The sequence below is a fragment of the Bradyrhizobium sp. KB893862 SZCCT0404 genome (assembly GCF_018130885.1).
Taxonomy (GTDB): domain Bacteria; phylum Pseudomonadota; class Alphaproteobacteria; order Rhizobiales; family Xanthobacteraceae; genus Bradyrhizobium; species Bradyrhizobium stylosanthis.
The window spans coordinates 333,147-354,026 of sequence record NZ_JAFCLT010000001.1 but is presented as its reverse complement, the minus strand read 5'-3'; the positions used below and the strand labels follow the sequence as shown (position 1 = coordinate 354,026).

Genomic DNA, 20,880 nt, shown 5'->3' with positions numbered 1-20,880 from the left:
TGGCAGCTTCGTCGGTATGGGAGGTGATCTCCTGGGTAATTGCCGCCTTGGTTCGCACGGCTTCGACAAGTCAATGGCGATCGCAGATCTTCGTGTCGTCGTCCCGCCGTTAGTTGCGACAAAAGGCTACCACGAGCTGTTGCTCACTCCTGACGGGGGTTTCGGCCCATGGGGTTACACACCTGCCGGGCTCAATCACCGACCCAATGCGAACAAACAGGCGACGAAATTTTATTTCCCGCAAAGCGCCCGAAGCGGGACCCGGATCTCTCGCGTTGGCGGCGACGAGAGCGGCTGAAAGATTCCGGTGGGCAGAACGATAGAGGATTAATCGCAAGCCGCAGAACGTGAGTCCCACAACTAAGATACTCGCATGTCAGCCGATTCGACCTATCCAGCCGTCGCTGCGGATGATTTTGCGCGCCGCTTCTCGCAACGGGGCGGAAATCTGATGTGGTTGCTCGGAGCAGGGGCATCGGCGGCCGCCGGCATTCCGACGGCGTGGGACATGATCTGGGAGTTCAAGCAGCAGCTCTACATAAGTCAGCGGCGCGTCTCCCCGAAAATGGTCGCCGACCTCGCCAACCCGGCCGTCCGGCGCGAACTGCAGTCATTCATCGATGGCGTCGGGAATCTGCCGCCGCCCGGCGCTCCCGACGAGTATGCGGCTCTCTTCGAAGCCGTCTATCCGAGCGAGGCGGATCGTCGAACCTACATTGCGTCGAAGGTCAGCGGCGCGAAGCCGTCCTACGGGCACATCGCTCTTGCGACAATGATGAGGGGCGGACGCGCTCGCCTCACGTGGACGACTAATTTCGACCCATTGATCGCCGACGGCTGCGCGAAGGTCTACGGCGGAACAGGTCAGTTGACGACGGTGGCGATCGAGACCGGAAGTATTGGACGTCAAGTGATCGACGAGGGGCGTTGGCCCGTCGAAGTCAAACTGCACGGCGACTTTCGATCGCGCAGGCTGAAGAACACCGGAGACGAACTGCGCGAACAGGATGCGAAGCTCAGGGCGTTGTTGATCGAAAGTTGCTGCCGGTGGGGCCTGATCGTCGCCGGCTACAGCGGCCGAGACGACTCCATCATGGACACGCTCGAGGCGGCTCTCGACCGGGACACCCCTTTTCCGGCCGGACTTTTCTGGCTCCATCGCGGCGAGGATCCGCCGTTGCTGCGCGTCCAACGGCTCTTGGCGGCCGCTGCCCGCAAAGGCGTCGACGGCGGGCTGGTGCCGATCGAGAATTTCGACGAAGTCTTGCGCGACCTCGTTCGCCTAGCGGAGGATCTGGACACCAAGGCCTTGGACGAACTCGCCTCGGAGCGACGAATATGGTCGCCGGCTCCGCGTCCAACCGGCAAGCGCGGTTTTCCAGTGGTCCGGCTCAATGCACTCGAAATGGTCGAAACGCCGACCGTTTGTCGCCGCGTCGTATGCCGCATCGGCGGCGTGGCGGAGGTCAGGTCGGCGATCGAAGCCACAGACCTGCCGGTGCTCGCGACCCGGTCGCGAGCCGGAGTACTCGCTTTCGGCTCCGACGCCGACGTGCGAGCCGTGCTTTCGGCTTACGACATTGAAAGTTTTGACCTGCACGCGATCGAAGTCCGCCGACTGCGCTACGAAAGCCAAGAGCGCGGCCTTCTGCGCGAAGCTCTGACCAACGCGCTGACCCGAACACACGAGATGATCGCCGATCGTCGCCGGAGCAGCGATCTTCTGACACCCTCATCAATCGACGACGCGAAGTGGGCGTCGCTGAAGACGCTGACGGGAAGCCTAGGCGGAACCGTGCCGAAGCATCCCGAATTGAGTTGGCGGGAGGGCGTGGGGATCCGGCTGGATTGGGCGGACGAGCGGCTCTGGCTTTTGCTCGAGCCGCGCACCGTGTTCGAAGGCATCACGCAGGGGAACAGAACCGCGGCGACCGATTTTGCCCGCGAGCGCACAGTGAGGCGCTACAATCCGGTGCTCAATGCCCTTCTCTCGTTCTGGTCAACCCTGTTCGCGTGCCCGGATCGCGATATCCTGGCCCTCGGCATCAGCGCGGGCGTGGATGCGGCCTTCAGGCTCGGCGATACGACGGCTTATTCAGGAAGAGCCCGCCCATGACGAGCGAGATATCGCCTCACCTTTTCATCCCGGAAGCCGAGCTCGCATTCCATCCCGAACGAACATCCGACGTCGACCTGCATCCCCTGCGCGGGCTGTTGCGGTTTGGTCCCTATTCGTCAGGCCTTGTCCCCGATCCCATTCGGATCGCGACAATCGCGCCGGCCCGGCAGGGGGCGCGACTCTACGGCTTCATGAGGGAACTCGCGGCCGAGTTCAAGGCGACCGAACGCAAGGACTACCTACCGACCTGGCCCGGCTTCCGCAAGGCGTTCAATCTCGATATGCGAGGCGCCGTTAAGGATTGCCACGTCGAGTTGGACGATCGGCTGGAGTTCGAGATGAAGGACTCGGCCACGCCGCACGTCGTACTGGCAGATCGGCTGCTTCGCGCCGTCCAATCTCTCGAGGCGCGTCGCGACGCGTTCGACATTGTCTTCATCTACATGCCGCAAAGCTGGGCCGCGGGCTTCGTGGGGGCCGCCGGCGACGATTTCGATCTCCACGACCACCTCAAGGCGGCCACCGCCGCGCGGCGCATTCCAATCCAATTGGTGCGCGAAGACCGCGCGCTCGCCTATCCTGATCGCGCAAGCGTCATGTGGCGCATCGGACTCGCGATTTACGCGAAGGCGGGAGGCGTCCCCTGGAAGCTCGCTGACACGGATCCTGAGGCCGCCTATATCGGTCTCTCCTACGCTGTGCGTCCGACCGAATCCGACCGGCCGCGCTTCGTCACGTGCTGCAGTCAGGTCTTCGATGCAGAAGGCGCCGGCCTAGAGTTCGTCGCATACGATGCCCACGAAATCGACGTTCAGCGGGAAAATCCGTTCATGTCCCGAACCGAGATGTTTCGTGTGATGAGCCGATCGTTGGACCTCTATAGGCGAAGACACTCGGGCCGCACTCCTCGGCGCGTCACGGTGCACAAGACGACGGAGTTCAAGAGGGACGAAATCGAGGGCTGCATGGAAGCGCTGCATCTGTGCGAAGCAGTCGACCTCGTGCAGGTCGTGGAGGACGTCGGCTGGCGCGGCGTCAAGATCGAACGCGATCGGCAGGGCGGCGCCAAAGGAAAGCCTTTCGGCTATCCGGTTGAACGCGGCACGTTGATCCCGCTCGGGGATCGAGAGTGCCTGCTTTGGATGCACGGGGACGTGAAGGGCGTTGCCGAACGCTCATACTACCAAGGAGGTCGTAGCACGCCGCGGCCAATCCGTCTGATCCGTCACGCGGGTCATGGTAGTTGGGACGAGACTGCCCGTTCGGCTCTCGCTCTCGCTAAGATGAATTGGAACAACGACGCGCTGTACGACATGCTGCCGGTAACGATGGCTTATGCTAAAGTTCTCGCGCGCGTCGTGAAGCGCATGGATGGCCTAGGTTCGACACCCTATCAGTTTCGCTTCTTCATGTAGCGAATCGCCAATGTCAGTCGTTTGGGATCGCCGGATGTCTGAGCGAGCTCAAGGAGCGTGCGCCTGTTGAAGGCACCGTCCCGAGATCTCGCCGCATCGGAAGACCTACGACTTGCTCAGCCAGTTGGTCAGCGCGCTGACGTGCACGGCGAAATCTCTGGCCTCCCCTGGTCCGCCCTTATGATTGATACCGGCGACGGCGCCGTCCTCATCGAGCAACGGACCACCGGACATGCCTTGCGAGAGTTTTTGCGTCACCTCGATCATCGGAACGGCGCTCTTCGTGGGCAACGACGTTATAGATCCGGCCCGGACGTTGATCTTATCGCCTGGGCCGAAGCTCGGAAATCCAATCGCCGTCGTGTTGTCGCCGGCCTTGAGCGTACGTTTCGACATGTCGAACTCGTAGTACTCGGTGGCTTGTATTTCGTGAGCGAGAACGGCCAAGTCGCGGTGGGCGTCCTTCTTGTCGACGGTCACCTTGAATTTATTCGAAGGCTTGCTGGGGTGATAGACCGCGATCTCGGTCGCCCCCTCCACGCAATGCCAGGCCGTAACGAGACCCACCGCTTTCAAGAAGAAAGCCGTGCCCTGCGCGCTGCCTTCCGCTGCGTCATCTCCCCAATGCTCGACCACCCACACCGCACGCTCCCTGATCTCAAAAATCGTGGGCAGAATTTCCAGTTTCTCGGAGGGGAAGAGCTTGTTGTAGCGCGAGGCTAGACTGCGGAAAATCGGGTCCGACGGTCCTTTGATGTGCCCCGCCCAAGATATCCGTCCGCGAAGATGCGACCCGAGGTTTGCTTCACGACCATACTTGTCCTTGAGGATCTTCTGAGCGACCGCAGCCCCCTGTGTTTCCGTCACGAACAACGCCGCGCGGATGTTTCGTACGAATTTTCGATCGACGTTGACAAGCTCGTTGATCTTCAGGCCGGTCACCGTTCGGCGCGAATGCTTGTCGGCGTAGTGGACCTTCTGCGGATTGATCGCGAAGCCGTTGGACCGGAAGGCTCCGCGAAGCTGACCCTTGAGCAGATCGGGCGAGAAATTTCCGGCCGGCGGGGGCGGTCCTTCGAACAGCAACGTCAATGGCTGGTAGCTGGAGAAAGTGATGTCATCGGCATACCTAGTGTAGATGCAGCGGCTTTCCTTCGCGATAATCTGCAATTCCTTATCCATCCGGAAGCAGATCATGTTAGAAATCACTGGACTGCTAGGCGCGCCTTGCGGCAGGACACCCTCGTTGCAGCATATCCGCGCCAGGATCTCGGCGACTCGATCGTCGATGCCGAGCGCACTCATAAGGCCGGAGACGCGTCCTTCCGTAATGGCCGAAAAGAAGCCTTCTATATCCAGGTTCAACACGAACTTGCTCCGGAGATGAGCCGTAGCGTTCGTTTTGACCGAACGGCCGCCTACGAAGCCATGAACGGGATTCCTCGGCCTGTATATCGACGCGAGCGAGGACGCGATTTTTGTCTGCAGCATCTTCAGTCGATGATCCGGCGCGCTTATGACGCGCTTCTTTCCTTCGCCTTTCGAAATCTCGAACTTCTGATACATCCGGCCGCGAAACCACCAGATCCTCTTGAGTTCGGCTGTCGATAGAGAAAGATACTTCAGCAGTTCGGCCTCGCTCGTGAGCTCGCTTGGAACGGCGACCCGGATAGGAGCGGCGAAGAACGATGCAAGGCTGGGCACGAGGTCTCCCTTCCAATCACGCCAGGCATTCAGCGAGCAAACGTGGCGCGCACGATCCTTGATTAGACTTTCGCTCTTACGCCGCAGTTACGACAGCGCGTATGCGAGGGGAGACCTCGTGAGCCCATCCATAGCAGCGCACGGCTCGGATGCCACCCGACTTGTCGGGAAATTAACTGCTTTTTGATCTAAGGTCGGAGATAGTTGCAGTTTGATCGGCCAAGTCTGGGAAACCAAGGGGTGCGCAAGATCTGGTAGCGAGGGAGGACTCGCCCCCCGCTGCTAAGCCGAGGCAAGCGCCCGCGCGGAACGCGCCTTGGCTCGCCCTCTCGTCTTCTCCTCCGGCAACCCATTCGTCAACGCGGCCTTTCGCGTTTCAACGGCCTTCGCCAATCGCGGATCCTTCTTTGCCGCTTCGTAGGCCGGCAAGACCGCTTCCATCCAGATCAGCATGCCTTCAGCCTTGAACACCACGCGGTCCGCGGCGCTGTAAACACTCTGGGTGATAGCAGCGACCTCACGCGACATCTTGTCTGCGCCGCTCACGCGATGATCCAGGAGCGCCGAAGCATATGCGCCTTCGCCAAAATTCTCGAAGAAGCTCGTGACGGACCGACGCTCGTCGTGAGGGCCAATCCGGTTGGGCAGCCCGACGACAGTGAGCAGATCCGGCCATCCCGGCTTGCGTCCGGCCAAGGCATCGAGCGCGTGATTGAGGGAGGAAGGGGTAATCGCTTTGTCCAGATGGGCCGGTACGCGATCATCGTTACGTTGCTTAGCAGCGAGAGCGCGCACAAGATACTTGTTGCGATCCTGCGGAAACGCCCACCTCGAGACCGCACCCAATTGCTGCTTCGAGTACCGCGCCACTCTTTCGAGGATCTCGATCGCAATAGGCGGAATGCTCAGCTTGATCTCGCGCTTATTTTTCACCTCATCCGGTTTCCACGTATAGACGCGCCAGCCGGCACGCTCCGGTGCGGGATCAGGGATCCAGCGATCGGAACCCAAGGCGAGCATGTTCACCAGCGCGGAGCTCCGCTGGGGGATCATCCATGAAACCTGCAGGGCACCCAAGACCGCATCGTTGTTATTGCCTCCCAAAGGCCTGACGGCCTCCAGAAGTGCAATGAGCATCCCAATCTGCGCAGGGGTCAGATAACGCCCGGAGCGGTCCTCCATCTCATATTCGTGGGACAATGCCTCCCACCAGGTCGCGGTCGGCTCGAGGCCGGTGAAGCGCCGCTTTTGCTTGAGTCCCCAGCGTAAGACACGCTTTGCGAGATCGACGTATTTTGCTCCAGCGGAGGGACCTGAACCGCTGGCATCAATGCGGTCCCGAACTTCTTCAAGATCTTCGAGGCGGAGCTCCTTTACGAAGCGTTTCTTGAGTTCGGCGTTTTCCGGCCGATCTCGCAATCGGGTCTCCAGCTCGGTAATGGACGAAGGCGCAAGGCGCAATTTGGCCTCTTCATTTCGACCACCATTTTTCGGGCTTTTCGTTCGTCGCGCGTATTGATCAATCAGCGTCTCGAAAGTCCACAATTCTCCCTTTAAAGCCTCGGCGCGGTCAACTGCTACAGCGACGGACTTTTCGTCGCCACCCATCAGCCTAGTTTCGATGACGGCGTCCGGATCGCGCCCGTTCTTAATCGCGAATATTGCTTCGGTGGCAATCTTCTTCACTTGCGCGAAAGTGAAGTCTCCCACCGCGCCAAGCCGCCGTTTTACAACCGTGGACTTCTGGCCTCGGACGCGCGTGCGGGCCTGCACATAGTAGGCGGCCTCCCCGCCCCTGACGCGGATGCTCAGGCCTCTGGGATTATCGATAGCAAACTGGCATTCAGCGTCCGCGTCGCGCTTCGCGCCTGCCTCACCGACCAAATCCTTTGTCAGCGCGTATCGCTTGTTTGCCATTTCCGGCCTTTTTGGGATACATGGGGATACACAAGTATGTAGGCCGAAGGCCCGTCCCACAAGCGCCCAATTTTGGGTACCTTAATAACCTATTATACTGTCAACAAATTTTGCGCTTCAAGTCTCTCCAAGCGATATCCTGTTTACAGACAAGCGGTTTTGTAAACCGAAGGTCGGGGGTTCAATCCCCTCAGCCGGCACCAGTTCTGCGATGCCATTCAGCGCGAAGCTTTTGTCGCACTGCCCTGCTCGAAATGTTCGGCGTCGGTGATCTCGACCCAAACATGTTTGGATTGTTCGAACACCGACATCGCGGGCGGACGAAATTTCGGGTCGGCGATCGCGCCGACGGCAACGCCGATCATGGCCGGCAGCCGGTCCGCTCGCCAATAAACCGTTGAACCGCAGTCGGGGCAAAAATAGTTGCGGACCTTCGCGCCGCTGCCGCCGTCGCGGACGAACTCCTTCGGCCGCCCCGAGATCGTGACGGAATCGGTTGGATAGAACGCGCCGACGCCGAACGGCGCGCCGGTTCGTCGCTGGCAGTCGATGCAGTGACAGGCCGCGACCAAAGCGGGCGGCCCCGGAAGCGAGAGCACGAGCGCGCCGCAGCTGCATCTGGCATCCGTCATCTGAACACTCCCCTTCGTCAGCCCAGGGATGCCTGCCGCCCTGTTCCGATCGGCTATGTGGCTTCCACGTCAGGCGATTGATCCAACCGCCACAGCCCAAGGCTCTTGTCGCGCCAGCCGCCTTCGCCCTCAGCGCAGCGCTCGTTGATCAGCTCGCGCGGCGACGGCCAGTTGAACGGCGCCCGCTCCATGTTCAGGGCGCGCCAGTCGCCGTCCTCGCAATCGGCATTGCCGTCCCATTCCGGAAAGGTCGTGACCAGCAGGAAGCGCGCGCCGCTCGCACGAAAATTCCCGATGGCGCGCGCGATGTTGGCGAAACTCAAATGCACGAGGCAGTCGCGGCACAGGATCAAATCGACAGGCGGCAGCGCATCGCGCGTGATGTCGGCGAGGCGGAAGCGGCCGTGAAGCTCACCGCGCGCCGCGCGCTCGCTGTTGTCGGCGATCAGCGACGGCACGATGTCGACGCCGGTGTAGTCGAGATCGAGCTTGATGCGGCCGATCCAGCCGGCATCGCCGCAGGGCGCATCCAGCAGCGAGCGCACGCCGAGCCGTTGTAACAGCGGCGGAAGCGCTTCCCGGATTGCGCTCGTGGCGACATCCTCCGAGCCGAGGCCGGAGACCGAGCTCGCCGCGCCCCACAAATTGGTCCGTTCGATCCGCTCGAAGCGCGCGGCGAGATCGAGACCTGCGAAATTCTCGCGGTCGGCGAGGAAGCGCTCGTGGGCTAGCACCGGTGGACGATTTGGGATCATCGGACCGCTCGCGACTCGGAATTGGGACGCAACCAGACTATATTGGCAGAACAACGTCCGACATCATCGCGCGCGAAGCTGCTCGCGTCATCCGGCCCGTCCGCTCCCGATGCGCTCCACCACGCCCAGAGAGAAGGCCAAGATCGCCGCCGGCGCGGCTGCGGCCGTCGTCGCGACGGCCGTCCTGTTCATCGTCGCCATGGCATTTCTGCTGGCGCGATAGATGGGTCGGCGCGGCGAACGGATGCCGCCGCGCGCCTTTAGGCCGCGCGCACCGTGCGCAGGAATTTGCCGACCTCGTCCTTCAGCCGGTTGCTGTCGGTGGCCAGCATCTTGGCGGTCGACAGCACCTGCGAGGAGGCCGTGCCGGTCTCGGCCGCGCCGCGCTGCACGTCGGTGATGTTCGAGGAGACCTGCTGGGTGCCGTGCGCGGCCTGCTGCACGTTGCGCGAGATCTCCTGGGTCGCAGCGCCCTGCTCCTCGACGGCCGCCGCGATGGTCGACGACACTTCCGAGAGCCGTTCGATCGTCGCGGAGATGTCGCGGATCGCGTTCACCGATTCCTGCGTCGCGGTCTGGATGCCGGAAATCTGCAGGCTGATCTCGCCGGTCGCTTTCGCGGTCTGTTCGGCCAGCGTCTTCACTTCGGAAGCAACGACCGCGAAGCCGCGGCCGGCCTCGCCTGCGCGCGCCGCCTCGATCGTGGCGTTGAGCGCGAGAAGATTGGTCTGGCCGGCGATGGTGTTGATCAGCTCGACGACGTCGCCGATGCGCGTGGCCGCGACCGAGAGCTCGCTCACGCGCTCCGTCGTGGTGCGCGCTTGGGTGACGGCCTCGCCCGCCATCCGCGCCGATTCCTGCACCTGGCGGCTGATCTCGTTCACGGACGAGGACAGCTCTTCCGTCGCGGTCGCGACCGACTGCACGTTGCCGGTGGCCTCGCCCGAAGCGGCGACCACGACCGAGGTCAGCTCCTGTGCGCGATGCGCGGTGGTGGCCAGCGTCGAGGACGATGCCTCGAGCTCGGTGGACGCCGAGCCGACCGTCTCGATAATCTCGCCGACCGCCCGCTCGAAGCCGTCGGCAAGGTTGACCATGTCGCGGCGGCGCTGCTCGGCCGCCTGCTTCTCGGCTTCCGCCTGCGCCGCCTTGAGCCGCTCGACCTCGAGCCCGTTGGTCTTGAAGATCTCGACGGTCTTGGCCATGTCGCCGATCTCGTCGCGGCGCTCCTTCTCGGGCACGTCGATCTTGAGATCGTTGCGGGCAAGGCCCTCCATGGCGAGCTTGAGCCGGGCGATCGGCCGCGACATCGCGTTGAAGCCGATGAACAGCGCGATCGCGATGCCCATCACGAGGCCGCCGGCGCTGACGCCCATCACGGTCCAGGTCGCGGACCTGGCATCGCGGATGATGGCTTCCTTGCGTTTGGCCGTCGCCTGCGCCGTCTCGGTCACGAACTGGACGATGCGTGCGAGCGATGCATCCAGCACCGGATCGCATTCCTTGTGTGCGCGTTCGGCAGCCTTGGCGTTCTCGTCCATGCTGCTGGCCTGCGCGCCTGCCTGGAGCACCGGATCGCAGCTGGTGAAGGCGGCCTTGAGCTGGTCTGCGATGCTCTTGATCTGGCTCGAGCGGGACGGATCGTCCTTCTCCGCGGCATCGAGATACTGGGCGATCTCGGCGCGGTTCTGGTTCGCGGTCTTGAGGCGGCCGGCGTTGCCCGCCTCCGTCGCCTCGGTGAAGACCGCATAGAGCGCCGCGTGATAGGTCTCGGCGCGGCGCTGGGCCCGCGTCAGGTTGAGGGCCGAGGACTGCGCGGCGGCGAGTTCGCCAAATCCGTCGACGGTCGCGGAGAGCTCGCGCGCGCCGAAGCCCGCGACAGCGATCATGGCGCAGCCCATCACGGCCACGATCAGCGCAACCTTCCACACGATCTTCAGATTGTTCAAAAAGCTCATCTCAGCCGTCCAATGATTTTCAGGGCGTAATCCCAGCAACGTGCATTGGAACCGGTCATCGTTAAGATTTGATGCCAATTGAGGCGGGTAGTCATACGGAAAAATAACCTTATGCCGCCCTCCCGTAAGCTTCACGTCAGCTTGGGCGCATTTTCGCGGCGTCCGGGGTCGCCGGCCCGCCGGAACAAAGCGCGCGCGCCGGTCGTTTTCGGCCCATGAGGATCCGGGAAGAAAATCGAAACATGGTTCTGCTGGGGACAGTGACGCTGTGCTGCGCCATCGTGGCCGGCACGCTTGCGCTGTTCGAGCCGGTCGTCGGACCGCCGCCGGAGCGCCAGGTCGCCGACAGAGGGCCGATCGAGATCGCGGCCCCGGAAGCCGTGCGGGTGATCGGGGCGCCCTTCGTGCCCAACGTCAATCCGCGCCAGCGATAGCCCTCACCGCGCCGGCGTGCCCTCGCCTTCCTTGGCGTCGGCGTGAGCACGGGCCAGTTCCTCGGCGAACGCGATCACCTCAGCTCGTCTGTCGGGCGATAACAAGAGAAAGGCACGAACCAGTCTCAAGCCTTCCACGTCGTCCGACTCGTCTGTTTCTTTCCCGGCTTCCATTCGCCCACTGTCGGGCGACCGGGAAAAATATGCAATCCCTTGCGGGATACCTTCTTGATTCGGTCCTCGACCTTTGGTGGAATGGTCGCAGCAAGGGTGGATTAGCCCATGAAGTGGATCATCGAGCGCGACGCACTGATTGCGCAGACAATGGCCTTCGTTCAATCCGTCACCGGCAAGAAGGATGAATTCCATCCGCCGGAGCCCTCGCCTGCTGCTTTCGAGGTAACCACGGAGATCGTGACCATCCAGGCAGTGACGGTTGCGGTCGAGGCTGAGCCACCCGCGCCGACACCTCCTCCGCCGGAGCCTCCTCGGCCCCTCCCGGTCCCGCCGCCTCGCATGGCCAGCGATTTCCGCACCGAGATGCAGGCCCGGATCGCGAATTTCCGCAAGCACCAGGAGCGGTTCGAACGCGAGCGCGAGGAATATTGCGCGGCGACCCTGTCAAAGCTCCGTGCGGCCATCCGCGACGTCGCCCCGCCTCCGCCGGCCGAAAAGTAAGGCCGGCCCGTCCGCGGGCACCTACAACCAGGACCAAACCATCCAGAGATTGGCTGCGCAGGCGCTGAACAGCGCCAGCGTCAGCGGCAGGAGCATGTGCCCGCAGGAGGTTTTGAGGTCGCTCGTCATGGGCCAAAACATCCGCTGATTCCAGCCGGAGAGTCCCAAGGATTCTTTTTTTGCGGATTCAGGACTCGTTTACGACTCAAGCCCCGGGCAGCCCGTTCACGGCCCCGTGATCGCCCATCAGGCCGGAACCCCTGGCCCGCCGGAGTCGTTAACGGGCTTTCCCGGAGCGGAAAGAATGCCCTACGCCCTGTTCTGCAACGATGCCCAAATCAGCAAGGCCTACCCCGACGAGGCCGACGTCTGGAAACTCGCGCAGCGGAGTGGCCTGGTCGTGGATGTCAGCACCGACGAGGAGCGCCATGGGCCGCGCCGGGTGCTGGACAACGATTACGAGATCAAGCCATGCCGGGCCGCCCAGGGCGAGGACCCCGCGAAGAACAAGGCCGAGGCCGAGCACCAGTCCCGGATGGAGCTTGAGTTGAATTCCTGAAGGCTCGCCCGGACCCCCGAAAGATCAGGGCGTCGCGGTCGCCAGCGAAGCCTGCTCGCCAGCCAGCACCACGCAGGCCTTGCGGCGGTGCAGCCCGCGGATCGCGCCGGTCACCTTCAGCACCTTGCCCGACGGACACGAGGCGTCCTTGACGAAGGCCACCTCATAGGGTGCCAGCATCAGAGGCTCGGATTTGAGGATTGTTTGGGCAGCGCACGGCAGGGTGAGGAAGCACGAGAGCACTGTCGCCGACACCAAGATACGCATGACCGTCGTCCCACCAGCCCGGTAATTGTCATATAACGCGTTCCGGAGCGCGAGTTCCGTAAGCGGCAAAAATTATTTTTGCTTTACGCCCGCCCCATGACACGCGTGAGAAACCGCGTGCCGGAATGTTTGCTTGCAAATGACGCGCCAGATGGTTCACGCAAAGCAAACGGCGGACCGGGACGCACGGAGCCGCCAAACGAAAGGCCGGCTGGGAGCCGGCCTTTTTTCAGATCTTCGATCCCTTCGGACCCGCTGGCGGATCAGTAGCGCGAGGCCGGCTGGCCACCCCAGCCGAAGCGGTAGTTCACACCGACCTTGACGGTATGCTCGTCGTCCCGGCCGCGGACGCCGACGATGTCGGCCGGACCGGCGGTGAAGGTCGTGCTGCCAAAGTTGTAGTACTGGTACTCGGCCTTGGCCGACCAGTTCGGCGCGAACATGTATTCGAGGCCGGCGCCGACGGTATAGCCGTCCTTGTTGTTGCCGGTCGCGGTGAAGCCCGTGGGCACGCCCGCGACGTTGACGCCGAGGCCGCCATTGCGCCAGGCGTAACCGCCCTTGGCGTAGAGCAGCGTCGGACCCCAGGTGTAGCCGATGCGGCCGGTCACCGAGCCGAGCTGGTCGGTGTTGGAGGTCACCTGGGTGCCAGCCGGGAACGTCACGCCGTTATTGTTGGTCGGCAGCCAGGAGTACTGGGCTTCGATACCCACGACCCAGTTGGGCGCGAACTGGTAGTCGAAGCCGCCCTGCACGCCGCCCAGGAAGCGGGCGTCGCTCGACTGGAAGCTGCTGTCGCCGGCAAACGCGCCGCCGACATGGCCGCCGATGTAGAAACCGGTCCAGTTGTAGATCACCTGCGGCGGCGTATAGGCCGGTGCCTTGGTGTAGGGGCGCGCCTGCATGTCCGCCGCTGCGGCCGGCGCTGCCAGCGCAAGCAAGGCGACTGCGCCCAGCAAAATCGTCTTCATGTCCATCCCCGTTCTTTCAAAATCGACCCTCAGCAAACAACGTGGCGTGAATTTGGTTGCTTCGCGGCGATGCCGGAACGTTGATCGTTCGCAACTGTGACGGGGTGGCAACATCGCGATTTTGTTCCGTCACGCCGCCTTGCACCGACCGATTTTGTCGTTTGCGCAAGGCCTGCCGTAACGTTTAGTCGCAAGGCAATTCCGCCCCGTTCAAAGCTCGCCAAAATGTGATCCGGCGGCTCCGGCTGCCATCGTTCTAGCAGGCGGCGATGAAGGCGGGCTTTGCGCTACCGCGCCATCTTTTCCAGTTCCGGAAAGGGACCGTAAACCGCGCCCGCGCAGAGCTCGCCGGCGCGGTCGACGACGCGGTCGGCCCGTCCGTTGACGAAGACGGCGGCCCGCTCGCGCATGGCCTTGTAGCTGCCGTCGCTCTCGCGCGGCGTGAAGTGCAGGCAGGCGACATAGAACTGCCGTCCGCCGATCTCGCGCAGCACCGGCTCGGACATGGTGGCGTCGCGCACGCCGACGGGGTTGTTGAGATAGGCGCGCATCAAGGCCAGCGTGTCGCTGCGGAAATTGTCGGGAAACGGCTGCGGGCCTCCGGCCTGGGTCCCGTCCATGCCGGGACGATCACCGCCGCTGCCGAAGCATGCTGCGAGCGCCAGCGGCAATGCCAGGATCAGTGCCGGCTTCGCCGCACGTTTCGCCAATCGCCCCACCGGTCACGGTCTCCGCTCGCCCACAATCAGGAGACGTTCTAGCTCCAACACCGCCTGGCTCCAAGGCGGCGCGAAGGGAATTCTCTTGCACAACGCACCGGCCCGCCGCCGGCACCTCGCGCTTTCGCGCAAGACGCCGAACGGCGGGACGGGCCTGAACTCCGCACGCGGCAGCAGGGCAATGCCAGGGATGCCGCCGCGCGGGATCAGACTTAGCTGCGCTTCTCGGTCGTCACCGGCTTGGTGACGTCGGGCTGCGCCTTCAGCGACTTCTTCGATGACACCTGCTTGTGGTGATGGCGATGCTTGCGCACGGTCTTGTGCTCGTCGGGCGTCACCGCCGCATTGGCATTCATCGCCTTCGACTTGGTGTCGACCTTGGCATCCGCCTTGACGTCGGCTGCCTTGGTGTCGGCCTTGACGCCGGCGTCCGGCTTCGCGGCAGTGGTCGCCGCCTTGGTCTGGCTCTGGTCCGCCTTGATCACCGGCGCGGTCGTTGTGGTCTTGCCGGCCTCGGCCGCGAAGGCCGGGGCTGCGATCACGGAGGCTGCGAGCAAGGCTGCGGAAATGGTCTTCAGCATGGTGGTCTCCTCTTGGAAGGATCTTGAGGCGGCGCCCTCTCGCCAACCCTTCGATCGTAGGTGGGAGCCTAGGCGCCGCGCGCTGAACCCAGTCTGAAGCCGGTTGCAGGCCTCCGTTCATCTGGATGACAAGTTTGTCATCCGGCTTTCGGGGAATAGATCGTGCGAAGCGGGAATGTTTTCGTCCCCCGGGTGTTCCGGTCTTCGGGCAATCGTGTAGGATCGCCACGTTCCATACGGGAGAACTTAGATGCGCAAACTCTCAATGCTTCTGCTGCCGGGCCTTGTCGCCGTGTCGCTGGCGGCTGCTCCGGTGCTGTCCAGCGCCTACGCAGCTGGCAGTGACGAGCCGTCCTCGCCGCCGAAATCGGACTCCTCCTCGTCCAAGAAGGGCAAGAAGAAGAGCTCTTCCGTCAGCGATCCGAAATTCCTTGCGGCCTATCGCACCGCGTACACCACGATCTACGACAACCACGACTACACCGGCGCGATCGGCCAGCTGAAGTCGCTCAAGCGCGATGACGTTGCCGACGTCGCGAACCTGATCGGCTATTCCTATCGCAAGCTCGGCGACTATCAGTCGTCGAAGGTCTATTACGAGCTGGCGCTGAAGGACGATCCGAACCACGTCCGCACCTGGCAGTATTACGGCCTCTGGCAGCTCGAGCAGGGCAACCGCGAACAGGCGCAGTATCATCTGAACAAGATCGCCTCGCTCGCCGGCACCGACAGCTCGGAGTATCGCTCGCTTGCCGCAGCGCTCGACAAGCCGACCGGCGCGACGCTCGTCTACTAAGTCATCTCCTGTCAGAACGAAGCGAACCGGCACAACCCCAGGGGTTGTGCCGGTTCTGCTTTCTCGGCTAGCCTTCGCGCACGAATCCTCCCCTCACGATCGGTGCGCAATGGAAACGTGGCTGCGATCCGCGATCGACTACATCGGCTCCTGGATCGAATTCCAGCAGACGACAATCCAGCAGCCCGGCGTCATCGTCGCCTTCGCCCATCGCGGCGAGATCGTCGCCGAGCATGCGTTCGGGCTCGCCAATCTCGACACCGGCGAGAAGCTCACCCCACGCCATCGCTGCCGCATCGCCTCACACTCGAAGAGCTTTACCTCGGCCGGCATTATGAAGCTGCGCGAGCAGCGCAAGCTTCGGCTCGATGACACGGTCGGCCAATATGTCGGCGGCCTGCACCCGCGCGTCGCCGAGACGACCATCGCGCAGCTGCTCTCGCATAGCGCCGGGCTGACCCGCGACGGCGCCGATTCCGGCCAGTTCATCGATCGCCGTCCGTATCTCAACGCCAAAGAGCTGCTCGCGGAGCTGAAGCTGCCGACGGCGATCGAGCCCGGCACGCGCTTCAAATATTCCAACCACGGCTTTGGCGTGCTCGGCCTTGTCGTCGAAGCCGTGACCAAGGAGCCCTACTCCGCCTGGATGAAACGCGAGATCATCGAGGCCGCAGGTCTGCGCGAGACTGAGCCGGACGCGCCGCTCCCCAAGGGCGCCGCGTTCGCGCGCGGCCATACGAGAAGAGTGCCGTTCGGCGAGCGTTGCGTTATCCCCGGCGACAATCCTACAAACGCGATGGCGTCCGCCACGGGCTTCGCCGCCACCGCCGCCGACACCGCCCGCTTCTTCGCGCAGCTCGCGCCCAATGCGAAAAGAAGCCTGCTGTCGGCCGCAAGTCGCCGCGAGATGACGCGGCATCATTGGCGCATACCGCAGAGTTTCGAAGGCTATTACGGCTTGGGTATCGGTGCCGGCAAGCTCGACGGCTGGGAATGGTTCGGTCATGGCGGCCACTTCCAGGGCTATATCTCGCGGACATGCGCCATCCCCGACTGCGAGCTCGCGATCAGCATCATCAGCAACTCCATCGATGGCGCGGCGCCGTTCTGGATGGACGGCGCGATGCAGATCCTGCGCGTCTTCAGGACCCGCGGCGCGCCCGGTCGCCGCGTGCGCGACTGGACCGGCCGTTGGTGGACGATGTGGGGTGCAACCGATCTGGTGCCGATGGGTAACCGCGTGCTCGTCGCCAACCCGCAGTTCAACAATCCGTTCATGGATGCCGGCGAGATCGAGGTCACCGGCCGCGACAGCGGCAAGCTTGCCTGGGCCGCCGGCCATTCCAGCTACGGCGAGCCGGTCCGCCGCGTGCGCGACAAGCGCGGCAAGGTCAGCGACATCTGGATTGCCGGCGCCAACGTCAAGCCGGAAAAGGTCGTGGCCCGCGAGATCGCGCGCCGCTATCCGCCGCGAAAGCGGCGGCCTACTCCCTGATCAGCGCCTCGACCTCGCCGCGAAGGGCCTGCCGCGAGCCGTCGCGCGAATAGAACATGTGGCCGCCGGGATAGACGACGAATTTCACGCGCTGGTTCGCAAACGCCGGCAGCTGGTCGAGCACCCGCTTCGTTCCGAAATAGGGCGTGGCGAGATCGAACAGGCCGTGCGTGACCAGCACGTTCAGCCTGGCGTCGGTGGCGAGGATCTGGCGCAAGTCCGACACCGATTGCGGCGGGTTGATGCCGCGGCCGAAATCCCAGTTGCCTTCGACGTTCCCGTTCAGGACCTCATAGGAGCCATCCGGCCGCCAGTTCAGCTTGCGCGTGAGGACATCGACCGCGGCGCTCGTCAGCGGCGCCTGCAGCGCATCGCCCGAGGGATCGCCGAAACGGGAGTTGCCTGAATCCGGATAGGGATCGAAGCCGCGCACCGAGCCGTCATAGCGTCCCGTCACCTTGCCGTTCTTGCGGTCGAAGGCGCGGCGGAATTCGCCGACGTCGAAGCGGCCGGCGAGCCTGCGGCTCACCGCCTGGTCGATGCCGGTGAGCTCGGCGACTTTGTCGGCCAATCGGGTAGTCGCCTCCTTGTCGGCCTCGCCCTTGACGAGATCGGCCAGGAATTCGCCGCGCGCATAAGCCTCGACGTCGGCGAGATCGGCGCGCTTGACCGGCCCCCTGGCTTCGCGTGCCACCGCCACGTAGCTCGGCAGCGTCGCGACATATTGCAGGAGGCTGGTGCCCGTGAACTCGCGGAAGTCGAGCAGCGGCGACACCAGGATCAATCCCCTGACGCCGACGCCGTGCTGGAGCTGCAGCTGGCGCACCACCTTCGGCCCGCGAATGCCGCCATAGCTCTCGCCCGCCACATATTTCGGCGAGACCAGGCGATCGTGCTTCTCGAGCCAGCGGCGGATCACCAGCGCGATCGAGTTGACGTCGCCGTCGACCGAGTAGAAGGACTTGCGCGCGTCCTCGCCACTCGCAACGAAGCGGCTGTAGCCGGTGCTGACGGGATCGATGAAGACGAGATCGGTGAAGTCGAGCCAGGTCTCGGCGTTCGGCTTCACCTCGGGCGATGCCGAGGGCGAGAGCGCTTCGCCATCGAGCGGCAGCCGCCACGGGCCCACGGCGCCGAACTGCAGCCAGGCCGAGGACGCACCGGGTCCGCCGTTGAACAGGAAGGTCACCGGGCGCGTCGCGCGGTCGGCACCGTCGAGCTCGTAGGACGTGTAGGCGATATCGGCCAGCGGCTCGCCCTTGCCGTCGAACACGCGGATCGAGCCTGCGGTCGCGGCGAAGTTGAGGGAGCGGCCGGGCAGATCGAGCGTCTGCCTGGTGGTGGAATCCGGCGGCAGGCGATGCGGCTCGGACGCCGACGAATTCTGCCCGCCGCTGCCGCGCCCGCCCTTCTGCCCGGCCGGCGCCGCCGTCTCGGAGCGCGGCTGCGGCGGATCGTCCGCACGCGCAAAGCCGGCAAACGCGATCGCGGACACAGCCAGCACCATCCCCGTTCGTCGCAGTGCCGGCAAGCTCGTGACCATGTTCGTCCTCCCTGCCCGGCCGTCACAGCCGGTGAGGCCGAAAGGCTAGCGCGAAATTGCGACGGTTTGGGGGATCACGGGCCCGGCGGCGCCGAACGAGGCCGATCGGGCTGGAAACGCCCCGGTTTACCCCGGATCGGGCGGCCGGTCGTTTGCCTTGACGGGCGGTCATCCTCGACAATGGAGGGCGACCTCGTATAGACGAGCCCGGCGGAACTTTCTCGAGCCAGCGGGCCTGCCCGACCAGCCATGACCAAGCCATCGCGATACGACCGGATCGCCTTCGTTGCCAGCCCGAGCAGCGAGGCCCAGACCGCCTTCAACCAGCTCACCGCGCAATATGGCAATTGCAATCCCGACGAGGCCGACGTCGTGGTCGCGCTCGGCGGCGACGGGCTGATGCTCCAGACGCTGCACCACCACATGCGCACGGGAAAGCCGATCTACGGCATGCACCGCGGCACGGTCGGCTTCCTGATGAACGAGTATTCGGCGCACGATCTGCGCGCGCGGCTCGAAACCGCGCATGAATCCGAGATCAATCCGCTCCTGATGCGCGCGACCGACGTCAACGACCGCGTGCACCTGCACCACGCCATCAACGAGGTCTATTTGTTCCGCCAGACCTCCCAGGCGGCGCGCCTGCGGATCCTGATCGACGAGCGCGAGCGCATGCCCGAGCTGATCGCCGACGGCATCATCGTGGCGACGCCGGCAGGCTCCACCGCCTACAATCTGTCGGCGCAGGGCCCGATCCTGCCGATCAACGCGGCGCTCCTGGCGCTGACGCCGATCAGCGCCTTCCGGCCCCGCCGCTGGCGCGGCGCCCTGCTGCCCAACACCGCCTATGTCGTGATCGAGGTGCTGGAAGACGACAAGCGCCCCGTCGCGGCGGTCGCCGACCACGAGGAGGTGCGCCGGGTCCGGCGCGTCGAGGTGCTCTCGGACAAGAGCATCTCGATGCGGATGCTGTTCGACCCCGGCCACAGCCTGGAAGAGCGCATTCTGCGCGAGCAGTTCGGCACCTGAGCCGCCCGCCCGGCGCCCGCCGGCAACCCTTCATTAACCCCCGGCGCGATATGGTTAACGAAGATTGACCGCTTCGGCCCGGGCGACATGTTCCGCATCGATTTCAACAAGCTGCGCTTCCTCGTCTGCGACGACAATCCGCACATGCGCCGCATCCTGCGGACGCTGCTGCATTCGTTCGGCGCGCGCGAGGTCTACGAGGCCGAGGACGGCGCCACGGCGCTGGAAATGTACAGCCATTACGTGCCCGACATCGTCATCACCGACTGGGCGATGCCGATCTTCGACGGGCTCGAGCTCGCGCAGATGATCCGGCAGCCGGAGTCCAAGGGCAATCCCTACGCGCCGATCATCATGCTGACCGGACACTCCGAGAAGCGCCGCGTCACGGTCGCGCGCGATGCCGGCGTCACCGAATTCCTGGCCAAGCCGATCTCGGCCAAGGGCCTGTACCAGCGCATCCTCAACGTCGTCGCCAATCCCCGTCCCTTCATCAAGACCAAGACCTATTTCGGTCCGGACCGGCGCCGCAACACCAACTCCGCCTATATGGGCCCGGAGCGCCGCGTCGGCGAAAAGCACGAGGTGCTGCAGCAGCCCTCGCTGCTCGACAAGGCCCGCTCCTCCATCTAGCGCAACGTCTTCAGACGAGGCAGGCATCATGGCGAAGAACAGCGCAAAGGACATCGAAGTCACGGCCTTCGCCACGCATCAGGTCATCACGCAGCCGAACCCGCTGCGCAAAGTTTTGCGCCGTGTCGAAGACAAGGACATGGACGATCCGGTCGCCCGCGCCGAGCAGGCGCTGGCTAGCCTCTCCGGCGAGTTCGGGGACTGGATGGCGACCGAGGTCGGCCGCCTGTCGGCCGCCTACGTCGCCATCCGCAATGACGGCTTCACCAAGGAGCGGCGCGACGAGCTGTTCCGCGCCGCACACGACATCAAGGGTGATGCCGCAACGTTCGGTTTTCCGGCGGCGGCGGGCGTCGCCGAGAGCCTGTGCCGCGTCATCGAGCACGCGCCTGACCTGGAGAAGGTGCCGGCCGAGCTGTTCACGCACCACATCAACGCCATCCTCGCCATCGTGCACGAGAACACCCGGCTCGACAGCATCAGCGTCTCCGCCGAGCTGAGCCGCCGCCTGCGCAAGGTCGCCGACGATTATCTCGCCCAGGTCAACCGCGACCGCCCCGAGCATCTCGAGGCGATCCTCGCGCCGAGCATCGTGCCGGCGGAGTAACGCTCCGCCTCTCTCCTCTCGTCCTTGCGAGCATAGGTGCCGTAGGGTGGGTTAGCCCTGCGGATTGC

21 protein-coding genes are annotated in these 20,880 nt (G+C 63.9%); 10 read left to right on the top strand and 11 right to left on the bottom strand.

Annotated elements, in window-relative coordinates:
• Window positions 1–373 precede the first annotated feature (373 nt).
• Both JQ617_RS01820 and JQ617_RS01815 read left to right on the top strand, forming a co-directional pair.
• A complete protein-coding gene (locus tag JQ617_RS01820) occupies window positions 374–2,116 on the top strand; it encodes an SIR2 family protein (RefSeq protein WP_212023932.1) in 1,743 nt (580 codons plus the stop codon).
• The gene (locus JQ617_RS01815; RefSeq protein ID WP_212023930.1) at window positions 2,113–3,534 is read left to right on the top strand and encodes an argonaute/piwi family protein; all 1,422 of its coding nucleotides are present in this window, start codon (window positions 2,113–2,115) and stop codon (window positions 3,532–3,534) included. The genes JQ617_RS01820 and JQ617_RS01815 overlap by 4 nt, the downstream gene beginning before the upstream one ends.
• Before the next feature lie 105 nt (window positions 3,535–3,639).
• On the opposite strand, the gene JQ617_RS01810 is transcribed toward JQ617_RS01815, so the two are convergent.
• From JQ617_RS01810 to JQ617_RS01790, 5 genes are all read right to left on the bottom strand, one after another.
• Entirely contained in the window at window positions 3,640–5,238 is a 1,599-nt protein-coding gene (locus tag JQ617_RS01810) for a trypsin-like peptidase domain-containing protein (RefSeq protein ID WP_212023928.1), read from the bottom strand.
• Between the two features lie 282 nt (window positions 5,239–5,520).
• Window positions 5,521–7,155, bottom strand: a complete 1,635-nt coding sequence (locus tag JQ617_RS01805) for a site-specific integrase (protein ID WP_212023926.1) — start codon at window positions 7,153–7,155, stop codon at window positions 5,521–5,523.
• A gap of 218 nt (window positions 7,156–7,373) precedes the next feature.
• On the bottom strand, window positions 7,374–7,787 hold the full coding sequence (locus JQ617_RS01800; RefSeq protein ID WP_212023924.1) for a GFA family protein: 414 nt from the start codon (window positions 7,785–7,787) through the stop codon (window positions 7,374–7,376).
• Window positions 7,788–7,840: 53 nt separating this feature from the next.
• Entirely contained in the window at window positions 7,841–8,542 is a 702-nt protein-coding gene (locus JQ617_RS01795; RefSeq protein WP_212023923.1) for a class I SAM-dependent methyltransferase, read from the bottom strand.
• 260 nt (window positions 8,543–8,802) lie between these two features.
• Window positions 8,803–10,500 (bottom strand): methyl-accepting chemotaxis protein, encoded by a 1,698-nt coding sequence (locus JQ617_RS01790; protein ID WP_212023920.1) that lies wholly within the window; start codon window positions 10,498–10,500, stop codon window positions 8,803–8,805.
• Between the two features lie 242 nt (window positions 10,501–10,742).
• Between JQ617_RS01790 and JQ617_RS01785 the strand changes: the two genes are divergently transcribed.
• Complete coding sequence (locus tag JQ617_RS01785; protein WP_212023918.1) at window positions 10,743–10,934, top strand: hypothetical protein; 192 nt, start codon at window positions 10,743–10,745, stop codon at window positions 10,932–10,934.
• A gap of 3 nt (window positions 10,935–10,937) precedes the next feature.
• Here the strand turns inward: JQ617_RS01785 and JQ617_RS01780 are convergent, their stop codons facing one another.
• Window positions 10,938–11,108, bottom strand: a complete 171-nt coding sequence (locus JQ617_RS01780) for a hypothetical protein (protein ID WP_212023916.1) — start codon at window positions 11,106–11,108, stop codon at window positions 10,938–10,940.
• Window positions 11,109–11,216: 108 nt separating this feature from the next.
• Between JQ617_RS01780 and JQ617_RS01775 the strand changes: the two genes are divergently transcribed.
• Window positions 11,217–11,612 (top strand): hypothetical protein, encoded by a 396-nt coding sequence (locus JQ617_RS01775; protein WP_212023914.1) that lies wholly within the window; start codon window positions 11,217–11,219, stop codon window positions 11,610–11,612.
• A 304-nt stretch (window positions 11,613–11,916) separates the two neighbouring features.
• Window positions 11,917–12,171, top strand: coding sequence for a hypothetical protein (locus JQ617_RS01770; RefSeq protein WP_063682646.1), 255 nt, complete (start codon window positions 11,917–11,919; stop codon window positions 12,169–12,171).
• Window positions 12,172–12,195: 24 nt separating this feature from the next.
• On the opposite strand, the gene JQ617_RS40335 is transcribed toward JQ617_RS01770, so the two are convergent.
• From JQ617_RS40335 to JQ617_RS01750, 4 genes are all read right to left on the bottom strand, one after another.
• Window positions 12,196–12,438 (bottom strand): DUF6719 family protein, encoded by a 243-nt coding sequence (locus JQ617_RS40335; protein ID WP_063682645.1) that lies wholly within the window; start codon window positions 12,436–12,438, stop codon window positions 12,196–12,198.
• Between the two features lie 263 nt (window positions 12,439–12,701).
• On the bottom strand, window positions 12,702–13,409 hold the full coding sequence (locus JQ617_RS01760; RefSeq protein WP_212023912.1) for an outer membrane protein: 708 nt from the start codon (window positions 13,407–13,409) through the stop codon (window positions 12,702–12,704).
• A gap of 287 nt (window positions 13,410–13,696) precedes the next feature.
• Window positions 13,697–14,089: a hypothetical protein gene (locus JQ617_RS01755; protein ID WP_212025943.1), complete on the bottom strand. Its 393-nt coding sequence runs from the start codon at window positions 14,087–14,089 to the stop codon at window positions 13,697–13,699.
• A gap of 251 nt (window positions 14,090–14,340) precedes the next feature.
• Complete coding sequence (locus tag JQ617_RS01750; protein WP_212023910.1) at window positions 14,341–14,709, bottom strand: His-rich protein BRANT; 369 nt, start codon at window positions 14,707–14,709, stop codon at window positions 14,341–14,343.
• Window positions 14,710–14,959: 250 nt separating this feature from the next.
• Between JQ617_RS01750 and JQ617_RS01745 the strand changes: the two genes are divergently transcribed.
• Both JQ617_RS01745 and JQ617_RS01740 read left to right on the top strand, forming a co-directional pair.
• Window positions 14,960–15,505 carry a tetratricopeptide repeat protein gene (locus JQ617_RS01745; protein WP_063682643.1) on the top strand — a complete coding sequence of 182 codons (546 nt, stop codon included), beginning with the start codon at window positions 14,960–14,962 and terminating at the stop codon, window positions 15,503–15,505.
• Between the two features lie 109 nt (window positions 15,506–15,614).
• Window positions 15,615–17,000 (top strand): serine hydrolase domain-containing protein, encoded by a 1,386-nt coding sequence (locus tag JQ617_RS01740; protein WP_212023908.1) that lies wholly within the window; start codon window positions 15,615–15,617, stop codon window positions 16,998–17,000.
• Here the strand turns inward: JQ617_RS01740 and JQ617_RS01735 are convergent.
• Complete coding sequence (locus JQ617_RS01735) at window positions 16,990–18,543, bottom strand: S10 family peptidase (protein ID WP_212023906.1); 1,554 nt, start codon at window positions 18,541–18,543, stop codon at window positions 16,990–16,992. The genes JQ617_RS01740 and JQ617_RS01735 overlap by 11 nt on opposite strands.
• A 249-nt stretch (window positions 18,544–18,792) precedes the next feature.
• On the opposite strand from JQ617_RS01735, the gene JQ617_RS01730 reads away from it, so the two are divergent.
• The 3 genes from JQ617_RS01730 to JQ617_RS01720 all read left to right on the top strand — a co-directional run bounded on the left by JQ617_RS01730 (window position 18,793) and on the right by JQ617_RS01720 (window position 20,812).
• Window positions 18,793–19,572: an NAD kinase gene (locus JQ617_RS01730; RefSeq protein ID WP_063682640.1), complete on the top strand. Its 780-nt coding sequence runs from the start codon at window positions 18,793–18,795 to the stop codon at window positions 19,570–19,572.
• 87 nt (window positions 19,573–19,659) lie between these two features.
• Entirely contained in the window at window positions 19,660–20,205 is a 546-nt protein-coding gene (locus JQ617_RS01725; RefSeq protein WP_008549760.1) for a response regulator, read from the top strand.
• 28 nt (window positions 20,206–20,233) lie between these two features.
• A complete protein-coding gene (locus JQ617_RS01720) occupies window positions 20,234–20,812 on the top strand; it encodes an Hpt domain-containing protein (protein WP_063682639.1) in 579 nt (192 codons plus the stop codon).
• Window positions 20,813–20,880: the final 68 nt, after the last annotated feature.

What these genes read in the sequence shown, in the direction of transcription:
- JQ617_RS01780 (WP_212023916.1), bottom strand. Translation starts at nt 11,108, where the DNA reads ATGGAAGCCGGGAAAGAAACAGACGAGTCGGACGACGTGGAAGGCTTG.
- JQ617_RS01730 (WP_063682640.1), top strand. Translation starts at nt 18,793, where the DNA reads ATGACCAAGCCATCGCGATACGACCGGATCGCCTTCGTTGCCAGCCCG.
- JQ617_RS01815 (WP_212023930.1), top strand. Translation starts at nt 2,113, where the DNA reads ATGACGAGCGAGATATCGCCTCACCTTTTCATCCCGGAAGCCGAGCTC.
- JQ617_RS01775 (WP_212023914.1), top strand. Translation starts at nt 11,217, where the DNA reads ATGAAGTGGATCATCGAGCGCGACGCACTGATTGCGCAGACAATGGCC.
- JQ617_RS01770 (WP_063682646.1), top strand. Translation starts at nt 11,917, where the DNA reads ATGCCCTACGCCCTGTTCTGCAACGATGCCCAAATCAGCAAGGCCTAC.
- JQ617_RS01805 (WP_212023926.1), bottom strand. Translation starts at nt 7,155, where the DNA reads ATGGCAAACAAGCGATACGCGCTGACAAAGGATTTGGTCGGTGAGGCA.
- JQ617_RS01735 (WP_212023906.1), bottom strand. Translation starts at nt 18,543, where the DNA reads ATGGTCACGAGCTTGCCGGCACTGCGACGAACGGGGATGGTGCTGGCT.
- JQ617_RS01790 (WP_212023920.1), bottom strand. Translation starts at nt 10,500, where the DNA reads ATGAGCTTTTTGAACAATCTGAAGATCGTGTGGAAGGTTGCGCTGATC.
- JQ617_RS01725 (WP_008549760.1), top strand. Translation starts at nt 19,660, where the DNA reads ATGTTCCGCATCGATTTCAACAAGCTGCGCTTCCTCGTCTGCGACGAC.
- JQ617_RS01745 (WP_063682643.1), top strand. Translation starts at nt 14,960, where the DNA reads ATGCGCAAACTCTCAATGCTTCTGCTGCCGGGCCTTGTCGCCGTGTCG.
- JQ617_RS01750 (WP_212023910.1), bottom strand. Translation starts at nt 14,709, where the DNA reads ATGCTGAAGACCATTTCCGCAGCCTTGCTCGCAGCCTCCGTGATCGCA.
- JQ617_RS01740 (WP_212023908.1), top strand. Translation starts at nt 15,615, where the DNA reads ATGGAAACGTGGCTGCGATCCGCGATCGACTACATCGGCTCCTGGATC.
- JQ617_RS01820 (WP_212023932.1), top strand. Translation starts at nt 374, where the DNA reads ATGTCAGCCGATTCGACCTATCCAGCCGTCGCTGCGGATGATTTTGCG.
- JQ617_RS01785 (WP_212023918.1), top strand. Translation starts at nt 10,743, where the DNA reads ATGGTTCTGCTGGGGACAGTGACGCTGTGCTGCGCCATCGTGGCCGGC.
- JQ617_RS40335 (WP_063682645.1), bottom strand. Translation starts at nt 12,438, where the DNA reads ATGCGTATCTTGGTGTCGGCGACAGTGCTCTCGTGCTTCCTCACCCTG.
- JQ617_RS01720 (WP_063682639.1), top strand. Translation starts at nt 20,234, where the DNA reads ATGGCGAAGAACAGCGCAAAGGACATCGAAGTCACGGCCTTCGCCACG.
- JQ617_RS01795 (WP_212023923.1), bottom strand. Translation starts at nt 8,542, where the DNA reads ATGATCCCAAATCGTCCACCGGTGCTAGCCCACGAGCGCTTCCTCGCC.
- JQ617_RS01760 (WP_212023912.1), bottom strand. Translation starts at nt 13,409, where the DNA reads ATGAAGACGATTTTGCTGGGCGCAGTCGCCTTGCTTGCGCTGGCAGCG.
- JQ617_RS01800 (WP_212023924.1), bottom strand. Translation starts at nt 7,787, where the DNA reads ATGACGGATGCCAGATGCAGCTGCGGCGCGCTCGTGCTCTCGCTTCCG.